Consider the following 20,570-nt stretch of genomic DNA (forward strand, 5'->3'; position numbering starts at 1 on the left):
ATAAAAAGTTGTTCCAAAAGCAGCATTTTCGGGTAGACTCATGCGGCCCACCGGAAAAAGGAAGCTGTGATGAGTAAACCCATCGAACACGTCGTGGTGGTCGGCGGCGGCTCCGCGGGCTGGCTGACGGCCGGCGTCCTCGCGGCCGAACACCCGCGCCTGACCGTCACGCTCGTCGAATCGCCGGGCGTGCCGCCCATCGGCGTCGGCGAAGGCACGTGGCCGTCCATGCGCGAGACCCTGCAGCGCATCGGCGTCTCAGAAGCCGCGTTTTTCCGCGAATGCGACGCCGCGTTCAAGCAGGGCTCGCGCTTCGACCGCTGGGTCGACGGCAGCGACGGCGACGTCTATTTCCACCCCTTTTCCCTGCCCCAGGGCTATGGCGAGGCGAATCTCGTCGCGGCCTGGCAGCGCGCGCACCGCGGCGTCCCGTTCGCGGACCTCGTCAGCTACCAGCCGCATTTATGCGTGCAGGGCCGCGCGCCGAAGCAGCCGCAGACGCCGGAATACGCCGGCGTCGCCAACTACGGTTATCACCTGGATGCCGGCAAATTCGGCGTCTTCCTGCAGAAGCACTGCGTGGACAAGCTGCGCGTACGCCACGTGCTGGCCCACGTCGTCGACATTCTTTCGACCGACGACGGCGACATCGCGGCCTTGCGCACGCGCGAGGCCGGCCCCGTCGAGGGCGACCTGTTCATCGACTGCACGGGCATGGCCTCGCTGCTGCTGGGCCGCCACTACGGCGTGCCGCTCGTGTCGCAGCGCGACGTGCTGTTCAACGACCGCGCCCTCGCCGTGCAGGTGCCCTATCCAACGGACGACACGCCCATTGCATCGCAGACGACGTCCACCGCCCAGTCGCACGGCTGGACCTGGGACATCGGCCTGCCCGCGCGGCGCGGCGTCGGCTATGTGTATTCCAGCGCCCACGTCGACGACGACGCGGCGGAGCAGACAATCCGCGCCTATCTTGCGTCCACCGGTATCACTGGCGAGATTCCCGCACCGCGCAAGATCGCGTTCGACCCGGGCTACCGCGCCCGCTTCTGGGAACGGAACGTGGTCGCGATCGGCCTGTCCGCCGGGTTCATCGAGCCGCTGGAAGCGTCCGCGCTCGCGCTCGTGGAACTGTCCGCGGGCTGGCTGGCGGACGACCTGCCCGCCACGCGCGCGCAGATGGACACGATCGCCGCGCGCTTCAACGAGGCCTTCACGTACCGGTGGGAGCGCATCATCGACTTCCTGAAGCTGCACTACGTGCTGTCGAAGCGCACCGACACCGATTACTGGCTCGATCACCGCGCAGCGCGCACGCAGTCGCCGCGCCTGCGCGAGCTGCTCGCGCTGTGGCGCACGCGCGCGCCGTCGCGGCGCGACTTCCCGCGCATCGAAGAGATCTTCCCGTCCGCGAGCTGGCAATACATCCTGTACGGGATGGGCTTCCGGCCCGAATTGACGGCGCGCGCATCGGACCTGCCCGAGCGTGCCGACCAGTATTTCCGCGAGGCCGCGCGGCTCACCGCCCGCATGCTGCCGCAGCTGCCCGCGAACCGCGAGATGCTCCACCACATCCGCCAGTTCGGCATGCCGCCGGGCTAGCGGAGACACCACCACAACACCAATAACGAGAGAGACTACCACCGATGGCCAACCATGCACCCCTGAACAACGTCGACCACAAGAACCTGCGCGTGGTCACCACCCGCGGCGCGGCGTACGGCGACGCCGTGATGTCGGCGCTGACCTTCCCCGCCGAATTCCGCGACCTGCAGGCCTGCTACCCGATCGTCTTCGCGCAGGACGGCAACGGCGGCTACGACGCGCTCGCATTACTCGGCTTCGAACCGGGCGAAAACCTGTTCCTCGGCCCGAACGGCTGGGACGCGCCGACGATCCCGCTGACCATCGAACGCCAGCCGTTCATGATCGGCCGCAGCGGCGAGGAACTGTCCGTCCACGTCGACCTGGACAGCCCGCGCGTGCGCGACGGCGGCATCGAGGGCGAGGCGCTGTTCCTGACCTATGGCGGCACGAGCGAATACCTGGAACGCATCAACTCCGTGCTGCGCACCATCCACGAAGGCCTCGCCGCATCGCGCGCGTTCGTCGCCGTGCTCGTCGAGCTGGAACTGATCGAATCGTTCGTGCTGGACGTGGAACTGGACGACGGCTCACAGAACCGCCTGGCGGGCTTCTACACGATCAACGAAGACCGCCTCGCGAAGCTGACGGGCGAGCAGCTCGCGCGCCTGCACGACAACGGCTATCTGCAGGCCATCTACATGGCGGTGGCGTCGCTGGCGCAGTTCCGCGGCCTGATCCAACGGAAGAATCGCGCCAATGACGTCCTCCGTTAAGCATGTCCGCGAAGTAGCGGCAGTCGACGGCAAGCTGCCGGACGAGATGCTGCGCGCGACGCGGCCCTACATCGTACGCGGCCTCGCGGCCGACTGGCCCCTCGTGCAAAGAGGACGCGCGTCCGCGGAAAGCGCCGACGCCTACCTGCGCCGGTTTTATCGCGACGCGACCGTCAACGCGATGCTCGGCCCCCCGCAGATCGGCGGCCGCTTCTTCTACAACGACACGATCACGGGCTTCAACTTCCACAACGTGCGCGGGCGGCTCGACCAGGTGCTGGACGAACTGGCCGAGCACCGCAAGCGGCCGGATCCCGGCGCGATCTACGTGGGCTCGACGTCGATCGACGGCGCCCTGCCCGGCCTGCGCGCCGACAACGACCTGGACCTGGGCGGCCGCAACCCGCTGGCCAGCATCTGGATCGGCAACCGCACCGTCGTCGCCACGCACTACGACCTGCCCGACAACATCGCCGTCGTCGCGGTCGGCGAACGGCGGTTCACGCTGTTCCCGCCCGACCAGCTGAAGAACCTGTACGTCGGCCCGCTCGATTTCAACCCGGCCGGCCAGGCGATCAGCCTCGTCGACGTGCGCAACCCGGACTTGGAGCGCTTCCCGCGCTACGCCGAGGCGCTGCAGCATGCCGAAGTGGCCGAGATGGGACCGGGCGATGCGCTGTTCATCCCGTCGATGTGGTGGCACCACGTGGAAGCGCTGTCCGCGTTCAACGTGCTCGTAAACTACTGGTGGCGCCAGTCCCCGGACTACATGGACACGCCGACGAACGCGCTGATGCTGGCGATCCTGACGATGCGCGACCTGCCGCCCGAGCAGCGGCGCGCGTGGCAGGACATCTTCCGCCACTACATCTTCGAGCCGGACCCCGCGAACCTCGCGCACATTCCGGAGAATGCGCGTTATGCGCTGTCGCCGCTCGACGAGGACGGCGCGCGCGTCCTGCGCGGCCAGCTGCTGCGCCGGATCAACCGATAAGACTAAAGACTACGACGCGTCTAACGACGACAAAGCGTACAAGCCAGGAGTAGAGACATGGAGAACAACAACCAACAAGGGCGCGGCCGCCCGATCCGCCGCGTCGTCATTGCCGGCGGCGGCACCGCCGGCTGGATGGCCGCGGCGGCGCTGGCGCGCACCCTCGGCAAGGTCGTCGACATCAAGGTCGTCGAGTCGGACGACATCGGGGCCGTAGGCGTGGGCGAGGCGACGATCCCGAGCCTCGTGCATTTCCACCGCCTGCTCGACATCGGCGAACAGGAATTCATGGCCGCCACGCAGGCCACGTTCAAGCTGGGCATCAGTTTCGAAAGCTGGCGCGCGCGCGGCGAGGACTACATCCACTCGTTCGGCATGACGGGCACGGACCACTGGACGGCCGGCTTCCAGCACTTCTGGCTGAAGGGCCGCGACCGCGGCCTCGCCAGCGACTACGGCGACTACTGCCTGGAACTGGTCGCGTCGCAGGAAAAGCGCTTCGGCCACCTGCCGAACCAGGGCATCAACTACGCCTACCACCTGGACGCGACGCGCTACGCCCGCTACCTGCGCCGCTTTTCCGAACACTTCGGCGCCGAGCGCATCGAAGCGAAGATCGCGAAGGTCGACACCGATCCGGCCACGGGCCACATCACCGCGCTCGTGCTGGATGCCGGCACGCGCGTCGAGGCCGACCTGTTCATCGACTGCACGGGCTTCCGCTCGCTGCTGCTGGGCCAGACGATGGGCGTGGAGTACGAAGACTGGTCGCAATGGCTGTTCAACGACTGCGCCATCGCCGTGCAGACGGAATCCACCGGCCCGGCCGTGCCGCTGACGCGCTCGATGGCGCACGACTGGGGCTGGCAATGGCGCATCCCGCTGCAGCACCGCACGGGCAACGGCGTCGTGTTCTCCAGCCGCTACACGGACGAAGCCACGGCACGCGCCACGCTGCTCGGCAACATCGAGGGGAAGGTCCTCACGGAGCCGCGCGTGATCCGCTTCACGCCGGGCCAGCGCAAGAAGGTCTGGGTCGGCAACTGCATCGGCCTGGGTCTCGCGAGCGGCTTCCTGGAGCCGATCGAATCGACGAGCATCCACCTGATCCAGCGCGGCATCGTGCGCCTGCTGCAGACGTTCCCGACTTACGGCATCCAGCAGGCGGACGTCGACGAATTCAACGTGCAGACCGAGGAAGACATCCGCACGATCCGCGACTTCATCATCCTGCACTACAAGGTCACGAACCGGCGCGACACGCCGTACTGGCACGACGCGGCATCGATGCCCGTGCCGGACAGCCTGCAGCACCGCATCGACCTGTTCCGCGGCGGCGCCCGCGTGTTCCGCGAAGGGAACGAACTGTTCGCGGAAAACTCGTGGGTGCAGGTGATGGTGGGCCAGGGCCTCACGCCCGAACGCTGGCATCCGAGCGCGGACCTGATGGGCGACGACGAACTGCGCGGCTTCCTGGACGGCATCAGGAACGGCGTGCGCCGCACCGTCTCGCAACTCCCGCCGCACCAGCAATACGTGGAACGCTACTGCCCCGCGGGCAAACCGTGACGACGGCGGCCGGCGGCTTCGCCGACACCAGGCGGCACTACCCCGTCCTCGACGGCCTCCGCGGCGTCGCGGCGCTGACGGTCGTCGCGTTCCACCTGTGCGAAGCGCATGCCGTGAACCGCTTCGCCCAGGTGATCAACCACGGCTACCTGGCCGTCGACTTCTTCTTCCTGCTGTCCGGCTTCGTGATCGGCTACGCCTACGACGACCGCTGGCGCCGCATGTCGCTGGGCGAATTCTTCCAGCGCAGGCTGATCCGCCTGCATCCGATGATCGTCGTCGCGATGGTCATCGGCGCGCTGATGTTCTATTTCCAGGCCGGGCCGCTGTTCCCGATGATCGCGGACACACCGCTGTGGCGCGTACTGCTGATCATGGTCATCGGCATGACCCTGCTGCCGGTGCCGCCGTCCATGGACCTGCGCGGCTGGGCCGAAATGCATCCCCTGAACGGCCCGGCGTGGTCGCTGTTCTTCGAATACGTGGCGAACGTGCTGTACGCGCTGGTGCTGCGGCGGCTGCCGAACCGGATCCTCGGCGCGCTCGCGCTGCTGGCCGGCGCGGCGCTCGTCCATTACCTGCTGACGGGGCCGAACGGCGACGTGATCGGCGGCTGGTCGCTGGACCCCGTCCAGTTCCAGCTCGGGTTCACGCGCCTGGCCTACCCGTTCGTCGCGGGACTGCTGCTGTCGCGCGTCGTGCGCCCGGGCCGCATCGCGCACGCGTTTCCGGTCAGCGCCGCGATCCTGTTCGCCACGATGGCCTTGCCGCGCATCGGCGGCCCCGGGACCTTGTGGATGAACGGCCTGTACGAAGCCGCCTGCATCGTCGCCGCGTTTCCAATCGTCGTCTGGCTCGGCGCCAGTGCCCAGGCCAGCGCGCGCACGGCCCGCGTGTGCGCCGCGCTGGGCGGCCTGTCATATCCGCTCTACATCATCCACTACCCGTTCGTGTACACGTACACCGCGTGGACGAACGAGCACCACGTGTCGTTGCGCGACGGCCTGCCCGTCGCCGCGGCCACCTTCGCCGCCTGCGTCGCGCTGGCGTGGCTGCTGCTGAAGTACTACGACGAGCCGGTGCGCGCCTGGCTCACGCGGCGCTGGATGGACCGCAAGCCGGCGGTCGCCGCGCCGGCCATGAACGGCTGATCAGCCCTGGCCGAGGTGCTCGTACAGGATCAGCGACCCGATCGCGATCAGTACGAGCCCGCCCACGACCTCGGCGCGCTTGCCCACCAGCTTGCCGAGGCCGCGGCCCACCATCACGCCGAGCGTCACCATGATGAACGTCGACAGGCCGATCGCGCCGGCCGTCGTGATGATGTTCGCGTCGATGAATGCGAGGCCCACGCCGACTGCCATCGCGTCGATGCTCGTCGCGAAACCGGTCACGGTGAGCAGCCAGAAGGAGTGGCTCGTGGGTTTGTCGTCCTCGTCGTCGTCCGCGCCGCCCAAGCCTTCGCGCATCATGCGCAGGCCGAGCACGCCCAGCAAGGTGAACGCGATCCAGTGGTCCCACGCCTGCACATACGGCGCCGCCCAGTGGCCCAGCGCCCAGCCGATGACGGGTGTGAGACCTTCGATCACGCCGAAGATGGCGCCCGTGCGCAGGGCTTCGCGGAAATGGGGACGTTGCAGCGCGGCGCCCTTGCCGACGGCGACGGCGAATGCGTCGGTGGACATGGCGAGGGCGAGTGCTGCGGTGGCGAGGAGATTCATCGTGGTTCCAGTCGGGCAAACGCGAAGGCATGCCGGCGCGGCCCGATGAACGCGCAGGCATACCAAAGGTCTTGCCAACCGAAACGGCTGCCCGTACCACGTCAGCCGGGGCTGTCGAGTATGTTGATACGGGAACTTCCGCGCGGGCGGAAGCAGGCTACTCCCCAATGGGATGCCGGCATTCTACTGCAAAGGTGCCGCCATGGCCAGTCTCAGGCGCTGGTCGCTCCCTGGCGATGCAGGTTCGCATACTTCACGCCGAAGTAGAGGATGAAGCCATAGCAGGCCGCCGGCACGAAGAACGACGGCTGCACGCCGATGCGGTCGGCCAGCCAGCCTTGCAGGAACGGCACGATGGCGCCGCCCACGATCGCCATGCACAGGATGCCGGAACCCTGGCCCGTGTGGCGTCCGAGGCCGTGCAGCGCCATGCTGAAGATCGTCGGGAACATGATCGAATTGCACAAGCCGACGGCGAGGATCGCCCACATCGCGGCCTGGCCCCGGCCGAAGATCGCGGCCAGCACGAGCGCGATGGCCAGCAGCGCGTTGAACGCGAGCGCCTTGCCGGGGCTGACGACGCGCATGACGGCAAAGCCGATGAAGCGCCCGATCAGCGCCCCGCCCCAGTACACGCTGACATAGCTCGCCGCCTGCGCCGCCGGCATCCCGGCCACCTGCTGCTCGCCGAGGAAATTGACGAGGAAGCTGCCGATGCTGACTTCGCCGCCCACGTACAGGAAGATGGCGGCGGCGCCCAGCACGAGATGACGATGATGCAGCGCGGAGCCGACGGCACCGGCCGCGGGAACGTCTGCCTCCGCATGGTCGACGCGCGGCAGCCGGGCCAGCGCGAACAGTGCGGCGAGGATCGCGAGCGCCGCGGCGAGCGCGAGATACGGTCCCTGCACGGCAGCCGCCTGGTCGGCCGCGACGGTGCTCGCCCCCGCGAGGATGAGCATGCCGCCCAGCGCCGGGCCCACCGTCGTGCCCAGCGAGTTGAATGCCTGCGTGAGCGTCAGCCGGCTCGATGCCGTCGCGGCCGGGCCGAGCACCGTCACGTACGGGTTCGCGGCCACCTGCAGGATCGTGATCCCGGCAGCCAGCACGAAGAACGCGAACAGGAACAGGCCGTAGCCGCCCTGCGCGGCCGGATAGAACAGCGCGCAGCCCCCGGCCGCGATCAGGAGGCCCGTGACGGCGCCCTTCTGGTAGCCGATGCGGCGGATCAGCGCGCCGGCCGGCAGCGACACGATGAAATAGGCGCCGAAGAAGCAGAACTGCACGAGCATCGCCTGCAGGTAGTTCAGCGTGTAGATCGCCTTCAGGTGCGGGATCAGCACGTCGTTCAGCGACGTGAGCAGACCCCACATGAAGAACAGGATCGTGACGATGACGAGCGGACCGGTGTTGGTCGCGCGCGCAGTCGATGCCGCGGTCACGGACACGGTCGGGTTGGGGGAAGCTGCCATGGATTCTCCTTTGTTATGGTTTTGGTGTTCAGTGCGGGACACGGTCCGATGACGAGCCACGCCGGGATGCGCGCCAGGCAAGCCCGCAGCCGGCCCTTGCCCTCGCAGCGGGCATCGGTGCCGCCGCTGTCGGCCGGCAGGCGCAAGCCGCTTATCGCAGGTCCTCGCATCGGACGGTGGCGGCGCCCACGCTCACGTCGACGTTGCCGAAGGCGGCCGTGAAAACGCCGTCGCTCGTCACGCGGAACGGCGTGTCGATTCTTGCCAGGTCCGCGCCGCGCGCGCGGAAGCACGCCAGCGGGATCGCGACCTCCTGCCGACCCTTGCCGGCCAGGCCCGTGAACAGCCTGGTCGCATCCAGCGGCGTGCCGCAGGCGGCGGCGCCGCAGGCCATCGCGATCGTCACCTTGCCGGCGGGCGCCTGCTGCACGATCGTGTCGAAGCGCAGCACGCCCTTGTCCGCCAGCGCGGCCGGCAGCGCGAGCGGCTTGCCGCCGTGCGCCTCGAACGCCGCCGGCGCCGTCCACGTGACGAGCTTCGCATCCTGCTGCGTCTTGATCTGGGCAATGGCCACCGAGATGCCCGGCAGGCTCGTACCCGCATTGAGGTCGGCGCCCAACGGCTGCACGGCCGTGCCGCTGACGATCCGCAGCGGGAAGCTCGCGCGATCCGCCTGGCCGTACACCGGATACGTATCGGACGCGCTGCAGCCGCCGGCCGGATACGTCGCATCCAGCGTGCCGATATGCGAACGCTGGCCGCGCTTAAGGCCGTAGCCGTACGCGAACAGCGGCGCATAGCCGGCGTCGCCCACGTTCAGCGGCGTCTGGCACACGGATTTCGGCCAGGAGAACGACAGCTTGCCCTTGAACTCATAAGGTTTCGCGCCTTTGCCGGTGACGAGCAGGTCCGACACGCCCTTGCCTTCCGTGCCCGGCAGCCATGCCGCGATGAACGTGTCCGACAGGTTCAGCAAATCGTTCACCCACAGCGGGCGGCCGGACAGGAACACGGTCACCACGGGCTTGCCCTTGCCGTGCACTTTCTGCAGCACCGCCAGGTCTTCCGGATAGCGGCTCGAATGGCGCAGCGTCCCGGACGGCACGATATCGCCGTCGCCTTCCGCATAGGGCGCCTCGCCGATCACGGCGATGACGGCATCGAACCTGGCCGGATCCACGGCGGCGGCGTCCGCGCTGTACGTGACGTCCGCGCCGGCCGCCTTCAACCCCGCGAGGATCGTCTCGGCCTTCGGGAAATCGGCGTTCGTGTTCGCCGTGCCCTGCCACGTCAGCGCCCAGCCGCCGGTCTGGTTGGCCATGCTGTCGGCGGCCTTGCCGACGACGAGGATGCGCTTGTTCGTGGCCAGCGGCAGCGCCGGTCCTTCGTTCTTCAGCAGCACGAGCGATTCGCGCACCGCGCGGCGGCCCAGGTCCTTCGCAAGCAGCGCGTCGTCCTTGCCGGCCCATGCGGATTGCGACGGGCGCTTGTCGAACACGCCGGCGCGCAGCTTCACGCGCACGATGCGGCTGACGGCGTCGTCGATGCGCGCCATCGGAATACGGCCCGCCTCGACGTCCCTGATCGTATTGGAAATGAAGGCCTTCCAGTCGTTCGGCACCATCACCATGTCGATGCCCGCGTTGATGGCCTGGGCGCAGCCGTCGTTGCGACAGCCCGGCACTTCGCCGTGTCCGTTCCAGTCCGTGACGACGAACCCGTCGAAGCCCATCTTGTCCTTCAGGATATCGGTGAGCATATAGCGGCTGCCGTGCACCTTGCCGTAGTCCTTGCCGGCCGCCACGTCGTTCCATGAATTGAACGAGGCCATGACCGTCTGCGCGCCCGCCTCGATGCCGGCGTAGTATCCCTGCGCGTGGATATTCATCATGTCGCGCTCGCTGACCTTCGCGACCCCCATATTGATGCCGAACTCCGTGCCGCCGTCGGCCATGTAGTGCTTGATGCTGGCGATGACGTTCGCGTCGTCCTTCAGCGCGCCCTGCAGGCCCGTCACGTATGGACCGGACAGGCGTCGCACCAGTTGCGGGTCCTCCGAAAAGCTTTCGTAAGTGCGCCCCCAGCGGTCGTCGCGCACGACGGCGACGGTCGGGCCGAACACCCATGCGATGCCCGTCGCGCGCACGGCCTTGCCCGTCGCGGCGCCGATGGCCTGCACCAATTCCGGGTCGCGCGCCGCGCCGAGGCCGATATTGTGGGGGAACATGGTGGCGCCGTAGACGTTGTTGTGGCCGTGGACGGCGTCCGTGCCCCAGATCATCGGGACCTTGACCGCCATGTCCGTCGCCATCGAGGCGTCGTAGAACGCGTCGGCCAGCTTCAACCAGTCGCCGGCGCTTGCGTGCTTGTCGTTGTGCGGCCAGCTGCCGCCGCCGTTCAGCACGGAGCCGAGGTAGTACGTGCGCATGTCGTCCGGCGTCACGGCCTTGAGTTCGGCCTGCGTCATCTGGCCGATCTTCTGCGCGAGCGTCATGCGGCCGACGATCTCGCGCACGCGCGCCTCGAGGGCGGCGTCGGGCGCGATCGCGCTCTTCAGGTGCGGCCAGGCCGTGATCTGCGGCGCGGCCGTCGCGCAGAACGCGGCGGCGGCCAGCGCGGACGCGACGGCGAGCCGGATGTGGCTGGGGCGATGGGTGGTCATGCGGGTCTCCAGGGGCGGTTCGTTATCGTGGGCGGTGGATTGGAAACGATTCCAATCGACCCCGCAGATATTGACTGCAAACGCGCGCGCTGTCAATCACCCGCTCTCGTTCACAGCCCCCGCAGGAACGTGCGATACCACTTCGCGCTGTCCTTCAGCCGGCGCTCCTGCGTGGCGTAATCCACGTGCACAAGGCCGAAGCGGCGCAGATAGCCTTCCGCCCACTCGAAATTGTCCAGCAGGCTCCACGCGAAATAGCCTTTCACTGGGACGCCATCGGCCACGGCCTGGCGCAGCGCGGCCAGGTGGCGCATCAGGTAGCGTCTGCGTTCGACGTCGCGCACGGCACCGTCGCCCGTCACCACGTCGTCGTAGCACGAGCCGTTTTCGGTCACGTACAACGGGCCGGGACGGTAGTCGCGGTCGACCCGGGCCAGCAGTTCGGACAGCCCCTGCGGCGCCACGGGCCAGCCCATTGCCGTGATCTCCCCTTGCGCCGGCAGGATGCGGGCGCCGAGCGGACCGTGGTCCGGATCGTTCGCCACCGTCTCCGGGAAGTAGTAATTCACGCCGAGGAAGTCGGTCGGCACGGCGATGTCGGCCAGGTCGCCCGGCAGCACGACGGGCGCCGCCTTGCCCACTTGCGCGAGCGTCGCTTCCGGATAGCCGCGGCCGTACAGCGGGTCGAGGAACCAGCGGTAGCGCAGGCCGTCGTGGCGATCCATCGCGGCGACGTCCTGCGGCGCGGCGCTCGCGGGCCGCAGCGGGTGCAGGCTGAGCGAGATGCCGGCCTGCGCGCCGGGCACGTTCGCGCGGATCACGGGCACCGCCCTGCCGTGCGACAGCAGCACGTGGTGCGCGACCTGCAGCGCCGTGCCGAGGTCCGTCAGGCCCGGCGCATGCCAGCCCTCGTAATTGCCGATGATGGCCGTGCACCACGGCTCGTTGTGCGTGATCCAGTGGCCCACGCGGTCGCCGAGGCGGCGCGTCACCGCGTCGGCCATGTCCACGAACGCGTCGACCGTGTCGCGCGACGCCCAGCCGCCGCGGTCCTGCAGCCATTGCGGCAGGTCCCAGTGGTACAGCGTGGCCCACGGCTGCAGGCCCCGCTCCAGCATGCCGTCGACGAGGCGGTCGTAGAAATCGAGGCCTTTCGCATTCGGTGTCTCGCTCACCCCGTCGCAGATGCGCGGCCATGCGATCGAGAAGCGGTAGGCGTTCAGGCCCAGGTCGCGGCCGATGTCGAGGTCCGCCGGCCAGCGGTGGTAATGGTCGCAGGCGACCGCGCCGGAGGAACCGTCGCGGATCCTGCCGGGCGTCGCCGCGAACCGGTCCCAGATCGATTCGACCCGGCCGTCCACGGTGCCGGCGCCCTCGATCTGGTACGACGACGTCGCGCAGCCCCACAGGAAATCGGAGCCGAAGTCGGCGCGCTGCGGCGCCTGCGGTTCCGGGCCGTCGGCGCCCGGGAAGATATCGTAGGTGGTCATCGTGATGTGTGTCGTTGTGATTGGAAAGCTTTCCAGAGGCGCCGCAAAAAAAGGCGCGCACGCGGCGGCGCGCCGGATCGGGAAGTCGGGTCAGGCGGCCTTTCGCTTCGCGCTCGGGGCCTTGGCCAGCGAGGCGCGCAACGTCACGCTGACGGGGAATTCGCGCGTGACGGGACGGCGCATGTCGTAGCACAGGTTCAGCAAGGCGTTGATGCCGTTCTGCGTCATCTCGCGCCACGGCATGTGCACGGACGTGAGGCGCGGCGCGGAGAAGGCGGCACTCGGCGTGTCGTCGTAGCCCAGCACGGACAGGTCGTGCGGCACGCGGATGCCCGCCTCCTGGAAGTACGACAGCGCGCCCACGGCCATCTCGTCGTTCGCGCAGAACAGCGCCGTGCACGGGTAGCCCGAGTCGAGCAGCTGCTTGGCCGCGGCCCAGCCGCCGGCCGGCGAAAAGTCGCTCTCCAGGCGCCAGATCTTCGCGGGGTCGATGCCGTTGTCGCGCAGCTCGCTCATGAAGCCGTCGATACGGGCGCGGTTGTCTTCCAGCTGGCGCGGGCCTTCGACGACGGCGATCTTGCGGTGCTTGTGGTCCAGCAGCGCGCGCGCCGCGAGACGCCCGCCCAGCGTGTGGTCGACGGTGAAGCACTGGTTGGACATGGAATCGAAACTGTGGTTCAGCGCGACGAGCTGGCCGGACTTGGCGCCCAGCGCGGCCACGTCTTCTTCCAGCAGCGCGCTCGTCATCACCACGAGGCCGTCGCAGCCGCGTTCGACGAGGAATTCGACGCCCTCGATGGCCTGGCGGCGCTCGTCGCCGAGGCCTACGCCGAACGCGAGCACCATGTGCACGCCGGCCGCGCGCAGTTCCGTGTCGATGATCTGCAGGATCGGCGTGTAGAACGTCCCGCTCAGCACGGGGATGTACACGCCGACCATGCGGCTCGTGCCGGACAGCAGCGCGCGCGCCGCGTGCGACGGCCGGAAGCCCAGCTCGTCGATTGCCTTCTTCACGCGCGCCAGCGTCGCCGGCGACACGGAGCCCTTCCCGCTCACCACGCGCGACGCGGTGCCCAGTCCCACGCCGGCCAGCTTCGCTACGTCCTTGATAGTTGCCACAAACTGTTCCTCAATGCTGTCGATTCGTCCGAAGGATACTGCATTTGCCGCCTTCCAAGGCGGCTTCTCGTCGTTGCCGTGTCTAGAGGCGATTTCCGGTGACCGGGTCGAACAGCGACACCCGCGCCGTGTCGATCGAAAAGGCCACGCGCTCGCCCAGCGCGTAGCTGCGGGCATCGTGCACGAGCGACGCCAGCGTCGCCTTCCCGCGGCGCAGCCACACGACCTGGTGGTTGCCCATCGGTTCCACCAGCGTCACTTCGCCGACGAAGTCGCCGTCGGGCTGGATCGCCACGTGCTCGGGGCGGATCCCCAGCACCGCGGACCGGCCGGCGGGACGCGACGCGTCTTCCTGCAGGTAGCGCATGCCATCCGCCTCGAAACGTCCCTGCGCGTCCAGCGTCCCTTCGACGAACGCCATCGCCGGCGCGCCGAGGAAGCCCGCGACGAAGCGGTTCGCGGGTCGCTCGTACACGTCCAGCGGCGTGCCGATCTGCTGGATTTCTCCGCCCTGCATGACGACGATGCGGGTCGCGAGCGTCATCGCTTCCACCTGGTCGTGCGTCACGTAGATCATCGTCGAGCCGAGCGTCTGGTGCAGTAACTTGAGTTCGCGGCGCAGTTCCGCGCGCAGCTTGGCGTCCAGGTTCGACAGCGGCTCGTCGAACAGGAACACCTGCGCCTCGCGCACGAGCGCGCGCCCGATCGCGACGCGCTGCCGCTGGCCGCCCGACAGCTGCGCGGGCTTGCGGCGCAGCAGCGCATCCAGCTGCAGCATGGCGGCGGCGCGGTCCACGCGGCGGCGGATCTCGGCCTTCGGCGTGCCGGCGATGCGCAGGCCGAACGACATATTGTCCTCGACCGTCATCGTCGGGTACAGCGCATACGACTGGAACACCATGCCGATCCCGCGCTCGCTCGGATCGGCGTCGGTCATGTCGCGGCCGCCGATCTCGATGGCGCCGGAATCGCTGTCGACGAGGCCCGCGATACTGTGCAACAAGGTCGACTTGCCGCAGCCGGAGGGGCCGAGCAGCACGAGGAATTCGCCCGGTTCCACGCAGAGGTCGAGGTCACGGATGATGGGCTTGCCGCCCAGGACGATGTTCAGTTTGCGCAGCGAGACGTTCGCCATTCCCTATCCTTTCACGGCGCCGGCAGCGATGCCGCGCACGAACCAGCGGCCCGAGACGAAGTACAGCGCGAGCGGCACGAGCGCGGTGAGGATCGTCGCCGCCATGTTCACGTTGTACTGCCGCACCCCGGTCGTCGTGTTGATCACGTTGTTCAGCTGGACCATCATCGGCATGTTGTCGCGCCCCGCGAACACGAGGCCGAGGATGTAGTCGTTCCACACGCCCGTCACCTGCATGATCGCCGCGACGACGACGACCGGCAGCGACATCGGCAACATCACCTGCAGGAAGATGCGCCAGAACCCGCCGCCGTCGATGCGCGCGGCCTGGAACAGCTCGTGCGGCACGTTGCAGTAGTAATTCCGGAACAACAGGGTCATGACGGGCATGCCGAACACGAGGTGCACGAGCACGATCGCGGGCAGGCTGCCGAAGATGCCGGCCAGCGCCATCACGCGCACGAGCGGGTAGATCATCACCTGCACGGGCACGAACGCGCCCGCCATCAGGATGCCGAACAGGAGGTTCGCGCCGCGCGGCCGCCAGAACGACAGCGCGTACCCGTTCACGGCGCCCAGCAGGATGGTCAGGATCGTCGACGGCACGGTGATGGCGACGGAATTCCAGAAGCCGGTACGCACGCCGTCGCACGCGGCGCCCGTGCACACGCCGCTCCACGCGAGGCGCCACGGCGCCAGCGTCGGCGCGTGCGGCAGCGCGAAGATGCCGCCCTGGCGGATCTCGTCCATCGACTTCAGCGACGTCACGATCATCACGTACAGCGGCAGCAGGAAGAACAGCGCGGCGCCCAGCAGGAACACGTACAGGCCGATGCGGGCCGGCGTCCAGCGGCGGCGCGCGCGCCGGGCGGCCCTCGATGGCGCGGCGCCGGCCGGCACGGCCGGCAACGGCGGGACGATCGATTCCATTTTCATGCGGCCTCCTTGCGGCTGCGGGCATAGGCATAGGGCGCGAGCAGCGCGAGCACCGGCACGAGCAGCACGATCGCGCCGGCCGACGCCAGGCCCACGTTCGAGCGCAGGAACAGGTGGTCCATGATGAACTTGGCCGGGACCTCGCTGGCGATGCCGGGGCCGCCCTGCGTCATCGCGACGACGGCATCGTACAGCTTCGCCACCGCGGTCGCCAGCAACAGGAGGACGGTGGCGATCGTCGGCCACAGCATCGGCAGGACGATCTGCGCGTACACGCGCCACGCGGGGATGCCGTCCAGGCGCGCCGCCTTCCAGATTTCGGGGTCGACGCCGCGCAGGCCCGCCAGCATCAGCGCCATCACGAGGCCGGACATCTGCCACACGGTGGCGATGACGACGGTGTAGATGGCGAGTTCCTGCGACACGATCCAGTCGAAGCGGACGTCGTGGAACCCGAGCGCGCGCAGGCTGCCGTCGATGCCGTCGCCCGGCGTCAGCAGCCATTGCCACACGAGGCCTGTCGCCACGAACGACATCGCGTACGGGTACAGGAAGATCGTGCGGAACACACCCTCGCCCTTCACGTTCTGGTCGATGAATACCGCGAGCAGGAAACCGATCACGAGGCAGGCCAGCACGAACAGCACGCCGTACGCGGCCAGGTTGTGCAGGGAAAGCATCCAGCGCTCGTTGTCGAACAGCCGGTGGTATTGGGCGAGCCCGATGAAGTGCCCGGATGGGAACGTGCGCGAGCCGGTCAGCGAAATATAAAAGGTCCACAGGCCGGCGCCGAGATAGCCGAGTGCGGCGACGAGGGCCATCGGCAGCAGCGCGGCATAAGGCGTCACACGGGAGAGCTTCAGGGTCGCCATGTCAGTAGCGCAGCGCCGACGCGATGCTGTTCTGGGCCCGTTCGACGGGCATGCTGGTGTTCCAGTAGGCGGTCAGCACGTCCTGCAGCGCGCCGTTCTGGTCCGGGGTCAGGTACACCTCGGCGACGCCGACGGGTCGCTTCGGGTCGCGCAGGATCGCCATGCCCTTGCGCGCGCACGCGTCGAACTGGCTGTCGTCCGCATCGAGCCGCACGGGCACCGAGCCTTTCAGCTTGTTGAACGCGAGTTGCACGCCCGGATTCTCGACCACGCTCGCGAGCAGTTTCTGCGCGCGCAGCGCACCCGCATCGTCCGTTTTGGGGAACACGAACACGTCGCCCTGGATCAGGTAGGGGCTGTCCGCGCCCAGGCCCGGCAGGCAGCCGAACTGGCGGCCCGGCGCCTGGCCGGCGGCGATGAATTCTCCCTTGGCCCAGTCGCCCATGATCTGCATGCCGGCCTTGCCGCCGATGACGAGCGCCGTCGCGTCGTTCCAGTTGCGGCCCGGCGACGCCGGATCGACGTAGCCCTGCAGGCGCTTGTACGCGACGAGGACCTTGCGAAATTCGGCGGAACGGATCGCGGCCTGGTCGCGGTCCCGGATCACCTTCAAATATAGCTCGCGCCCGCCCATGTTCGACAGGACCATCGAAAACAGCAGGATGTCCTGCCACGCCTGGCCGCCGTGCGCGAGCGGGATCACGCCCGCCGCCTTCAGCTTGTCGAGGGCCGCGAACAGCTCGTCCATCGTCGCGGGCTCGCGCGTGATGCCGGCCTTCGCGAACGCCGCCTTCGAGTACCAGATCCACGTCTGCATGTGGATGTTCATCGGCACGGCATACCAGTGGCCGCGCACCTTGATCACGTCGACGATGGGCGCGGGCAGCACCTGGTCCCAGCGGTCGCGCCGGGCGAGATCGTCGACGGGATTCAGCAGGTCTTCCTCGATGATGTCGAGGAACTGCTTCGACGTGTTGAACTGGGCGGCGGTCGGCGGATTGCCGCCGATGATGCGGTTGATGGTGACGGCGCGCGACTGGTCGCCGCCCGCGATGGCGGTGTCGACCCACGTGCCGCCGGCGTCGCGGTAGGCCTGCTCGACCTGCTTCACGGCGGCCGATTCGCCGCCGGACGTCCACCAGTGGATCACCTCGGCCCGTGGACCGCCATGCGCCGCGCTTGCGGTCGCGCACAGCCATGCGCACAGTGAGGCGCACAGCAACGCCCTGCGGGTTCCGTACATGCTGTCTCCGTGATGGCGTCCTGGCGGGGCCGGCGCCTTTTTTATACGTACTCGGCATGCCATGGAAACGTTCCCATGGGCATGGTCCGACTATAACATCCCAAAAAAATCAGTGTCAAACAAAACAACGCCCTAGCCTGCCGCCTGCGCGCACACGGCCTGGACGTGGCGCCGCAGCCACGCGTGGACGGGGTCGGCATGCTGGCGCTGGTGCCAGCACTGTTCCACGTCCACGGCCGGCAGCGCGAACGGCAGCGCAAACGTCTGCAGCGGCATCGTCGTCATCGCCCACTGCACGAACGGCGCCGGCATCACGGCGACGAAGTCGGACGCCAGGGCCATCGCCAGCGCGGCCTGGAATCCCGGCGCGACGAGGGCGACGGTGCGGCGCAGGCCCCGCTCGGCCAGGGCCACGTCGACCGCCGCGCACGAGCGCCGCCCGGGCGACGTGGCGATGTGCTGCCACGCGACGAATGCCTCCGCCGTGATTCTGGCGCGGCGGCGCCCGGCGCACAAGGGGTGGCCGCGCCGCACGACGCCGACGAACGACGCCGTGAACAGCCGCTCGGTGAGGATGCCCGGCTCCGGCCCCTTCACGACGAGGATGTCGAGGTCGACCTCGCCGCTGCGCAGCGCGTCCGGATCCCGGCTCGCGCGCGGCAGGAACTGCAGTGCGGTGCCCGGCGCCTCGGCGCGCATCGCGGCCGCCAGCCTTGCCGCCCACGCGCCGGCGAAACCGTCGTTGGCGCGGATCGTGAACGTCCGTTCCAGGGTCGCAAAATCCACGCGCGGCGGCTGCAGCACGCCGCGCACCTGGTCGATGGCGTGGGTGACCGCCTCGCGCAGCGCAAGCGCGCGCGACGTCGGCACGAGGCCGCGCCCGGCCGGCACGAACAGCGGGTCGCCGAATGCATCGCGCAGCCGCGCGAGGCGGCGGCTCATCGCCGGCGCGCTCACGTGCAGGCGTTGTGCCGCGCCCGCCACGCTGCCCGCCTGCAGCAGGGCGTCGAGGTCGACGAGGAGATTGAGGTCGAGCGTCTGGAGGGTCATCGCGAATGCTGCATACGGTGCACGGGTTGCCTGCAAGGATATCACTTTACGCACGGCCCGCGGCCGGATGATGATGGCGGCATGAATACACTCTTTCCCCTGCTGGCCGTGTGCATCTGGACCGGCAACACGCTGGTCACCAAATCGGCGGCCACCGCCATCGCACCGGCCGCCATCGCCTTTTACCGTTGGGTGCTCGCCGGCGCGATCCTCACGCCGTTCGTCGCGCGCGCCGTGTGGCACAAGCGCGCCGTCGTGGCGCGGCACTGGCCCAAACTCGCGCTGCTGGGCGCCCTCGGCATGGCGACCTACCAGGGACTGGCCTACCAGGCGGCGCGGACGACGACGGCGATCAACATGGGCGTGATCGTCGCCACGATGCCGCTGATGTCCGCGCTGCTGGCCGCGGCGGCCGGCGGCGCGCGTCCGACGCGGGCGACGATCGGCGGCGCCCTGCTGTCGCTGGCCGGCGTGGTCGTCCTCGCGGCGCAGGGCGCGCCGGCGCGGCTGCTCCACGGCGGACTGCATCCCGGCGATGCGTTGATGGTCGTCGCCGTCGCGTCGAACGCCGTGTATGGCGTCCTGCTCAAGCGCTGGGCGCTGCCGCTGTCGACCTGGGAACAGCTGTACGTGCAGATCGGCTTCGGCGTACTCTGCCTCGCGCCGTTCTGGTGGTGCGCGCCCGCCTCGCCGGTCACGGCCGCCAACCTGCCGCTGGTCCTGTACGCCGGCACCGCCGCGTCGATCGGGGCGCCGTTCTGCTGGATGAACGGCATCAAGCGGATCGGCCCCGCGCGCGCCGCCGTCTTCATGAACCTGCTGCCGCTGCTGGTCGCGCTGGGCGCGTGGGGATTGCTGGGCGAACGGCTGCGCGGCTACCACGCGGCCGGCGGTGCGCTCGTGCTGGCCGGGCTGCTGTGGAGCCAGCGCCGCTCACGGCTTCACTGAGGTTTCACCAAGGCTTCCCGCAGCATGTCGAACAGCGTGCGCGCGGCCGGGGCCATCGTGTGGTTGCGCTTGGCGATCAGGCCCAGGGTCCGGTGGATGGCCGGGTTCACGAGCGGCACGCCGACGATCGTGTCCTGACGGCCCGGCAGCACGGACAGGCCGGGCACGGCGGCCACGCCCATCCCCGCCTCGACGAGGGCCAGCACACCGGACACGTGGTTCACCTCGCACAGGATCACCGGGTGCTTTTCGACGCCGGCCAGCGCCGCGTCGATGACGGTACGGTTGCCGCTCGACGTCGCGACCGAGATGTAGCGCTCGTTCATGGTCTCCTTCCAACTGAGCTCCTTGCGGCCCGCGAGCGGATGGCTGCTGCGCATCGCCAGCACATAGCTCTCCACGTAGATCGGCTCGAACTCGATCTCCGGGTTTTCCGCGCCGGTGAAGTTGATGCCGAAATCCGCTACGCCCGCCAGTACGAGGTTCAGCACGTCCTGCGCGCTCTCGTCGTGCACGCGCACGCGGATGCGCGGGAAGCGCTCGCTGAAGCGCGCCAGGACGTCCGGCAGGAAGTGCCACACGGCGGACGGCACGCACGCGAGCGTGACGGAGCCGGTGCGATGGGCCGCGAGATCGGCCACGCCGAGCACCGCGTCTTCCAGACCGTCCAGCGCCGTGCGCACGTTGACGAGGAAGGTCTGGCCGACGTTCGTCAGCTGCACGCGGCGCGTGGTCCGCTCGAACAGCTTGACGCCCAAGCTGTCCTCGAGCTTGTCGATGCGCCGGCTCAACGCCGACTGGGACAGGAACAGGTCGGCCGCGGCCTGCCGGAAGCTGGCCCGTTGCGCCACGGCCACGAACGCCTGCAAGTCATGAAGATCGTAATTGATGCGCATGACGCAAGAATACGCTGGAAATTTGCAATTATCAAATCATTCGTTTTATCGGATGATCTAGCCACTTACCCATCAGCCTCGCCAAGAAGGCATCACAAGGAGA

17 protein-coding genes are annotated in these 20,570 nt (G+C 68.5%); 6 read left to right on the forward strand and 11 right to left on the reverse strand.

Features of this window, described 5'->3' with window-relative positions; genetic code table 11:
* Window positions 1-69: 69 nt before the first annotated feature.
* The 5 genes from ASD28_RS21535 to ASD28_RS21555 are packed head-to-tail and all read left to right on the forward strand — an operon-like array spanning window position 70 to window position 6,074.
* A complete protein-coding gene (locus ASD28_RS21535) occupies window positions 70-1,602 on the forward strand; it encodes a tryptophan halogenase family protein (protein ID WP_200951834.1) in 1,533 nt (510 codons plus the stop codon).
* 44 nt (window positions 1,603-1,646) lie between these two features.
* Window positions 1,647-2,360: a SapC family protein gene (locus ASD28_RS21540; RefSeq protein ID WP_056133062.1), complete on the forward strand. Its 714-nt coding sequence runs from the start codon at window positions 1,647-1,649 to the stop codon at window positions 2,358-2,360.
* Window positions 2,344-3,354, forward strand: a complete 1,011-nt coding sequence (locus tag ASD28_RS21545; RefSeq protein WP_056133067.1) for a cupin-like domain-containing protein — start codon at window positions 2,344-2,346, stop codon at window positions 3,352-3,354. Before ASD28_RS21540 ends, ASD28_RS21545 begins: the two co-directional genes overlap by 17 nt.
* 57 nt (window positions 3,355-3,411) lie before the next feature.
* Window positions 3,412-4,923: a tryptophan halogenase family protein gene (locus ASD28_RS21550; protein ID WP_056133069.1), complete on the forward strand. Its 1,512-nt coding sequence runs from the start codon at window positions 3,412-3,414 to the stop codon at window positions 4,921-4,923.
* Entirely contained in the window at window positions 4,920-6,074 is a 1,155-nt protein-coding gene (locus ASD28_RS21555; protein WP_056133071.1) for an acyltransferase, read from the forward strand. The genes ASD28_RS21550 and ASD28_RS21555 overlap by 4 nt, the downstream gene beginning before the upstream one ends.
* Here the strand turns inward: ASD28_RS21555 and mntP are convergent, their stop codons facing one another.
* From mntP to ASD28_RS21605, 10 genes are all read right to left on the reverse strand, one after another.
* Window positions 6,075-6,644 (reverse strand): manganese efflux pump MntP, encoded by a 570-nt coding sequence (gene mntP, locus ASD28_RS21560; RefSeq protein WP_056133073.1) that lies wholly within the window; start codon window positions 6,642-6,644, stop codon window positions 6,075-6,077.
* 212 nt (window positions 6,645-6,856) lie between these two features.
* Window positions 6,857-8,116 carry a sugar MFS transporter gene (locus ASD28_RS21565; protein ID WP_056133076.1) on the reverse strand — a complete coding sequence of 420 codons (1,260 nt, stop codon included), beginning with the start codon at window positions 8,114-8,116 and terminating at the stop codon, window positions 6,857-6,859.
* A gap of 151 nt (window positions 8,117-8,267) precedes the next feature.
* Window positions 8,268-10,778, reverse strand: a complete 2,511-nt coding sequence (locus ASD28_RS21570; RefSeq protein WP_056133079.1) for a glycoside hydrolase family 3 protein — start codon at window positions 10,776-10,778, stop codon at window positions 8,268-8,270.
* Between the two features lie 110 nt (window positions 10,779-10,888).
* Window positions 10,889-12,268 (reverse strand): GH1 family beta-glucosidase, encoded by a 1,380-nt coding sequence (locus tag ASD28_RS21575; RefSeq protein WP_056133081.1) that lies wholly within the window; start codon window positions 12,266-12,268, stop codon window positions 10,889-10,891.
* Window positions 12,269-12,358: 90 nt separating this feature from the next.
* Window positions 12,359-13,387, reverse strand: a complete 1,029-nt coding sequence (locus ASD28_RS21580) for a LacI family DNA-binding transcriptional regulator (protein ID WP_056133085.1) — start codon at window positions 13,385-13,387, stop codon at window positions 12,359-12,361.
* An 82-nt stretch (window positions 13,388-13,469) separates the two neighbouring features.
* Entirely contained in the window at window positions 13,470-14,522 is a 1,053-nt protein-coding gene (locus ASD28_RS21585) for an ABC transporter ATP-binding protein (protein WP_056133087.1), read from the reverse strand.
* A 3-nt stretch (window positions 14,523-14,525) separates the two neighbouring features.
* Window positions 14,526-15,452, reverse strand: a complete 927-nt coding sequence (locus ASD28_RS21590; protein WP_082577090.1) for a carbohydrate ABC transporter permease — start codon at window positions 15,450-15,452, stop codon at window positions 14,526-14,528.
* A 2-nt stretch (window positions 15,453-15,454) separates the two neighbouring features.
* Window positions 15,455-16,330, reverse strand: coding sequence for a carbohydrate ABC transporter permease (locus ASD28_RS21595; protein ID WP_056133089.1), 876 nt, complete (start codon window positions 16,328-16,330; stop codon window positions 15,455-15,457).
* Between the two features lies 1 nt (window position 16,331).
* Window positions 16,332-17,573, reverse strand: coding sequence for an ABC transporter substrate-binding protein (locus ASD28_RS21600; protein WP_056133093.1), 1,242 nt, complete (start codon window positions 17,571-17,573; stop codon window positions 16,332-16,334).
* 132 nt (window positions 17,574-17,705) lie between these two features.
* Window positions 17,706-18,623 carry a LysR family transcriptional regulator gene (locus ASD28_RS21605; RefSeq protein WP_056133096.1) on the reverse strand — a complete coding sequence of 306 codons (918 nt, stop codon included), beginning with the start codon at window positions 18,621-18,623 and terminating at the stop codon, window positions 17,706-17,708.
* Between the two features lie 81 nt (window positions 18,624-18,704).
* Between ASD28_RS21605 and ASD28_RS21610 the strand changes: the two genes are divergently transcribed.
* The gene (locus ASD28_RS21610; protein ID WP_056133099.1) at window positions 18,705-19,571 is read left to right on the forward strand and encodes a DMT family transporter; all 867 of its coding nucleotides are present in this window, start codon (window positions 18,705-18,707) and stop codon (window positions 19,569-19,571) included.
* Here the strand turns inward: ASD28_RS21610 and ASD28_RS21615 are convergent.
* Window positions 19,565-20,467 (reverse strand): LysR family transcriptional regulator, encoded by a 903-nt coding sequence (locus ASD28_RS21615; RefSeq protein WP_056133100.1) that lies wholly within the window; start codon window positions 20,465-20,467, stop codon window positions 19,565-19,567. The two genes, ASD28_RS21610 and ASD28_RS21615, sit on opposite strands and share 7 nt — an antisense overlap.
* Window positions 20,468-20,570 lie beyond the last annotated feature (103 nt).

It is taken from the genome of Massilia sp. Root133 (assembly GCF_001426525.1).
Classification (GTDB): Bacteria; Pseudomonadota; Gammaproteobacteria; order Burkholderiales; family Burkholderiaceae_D; genus Telluria; species Telluria orientalis.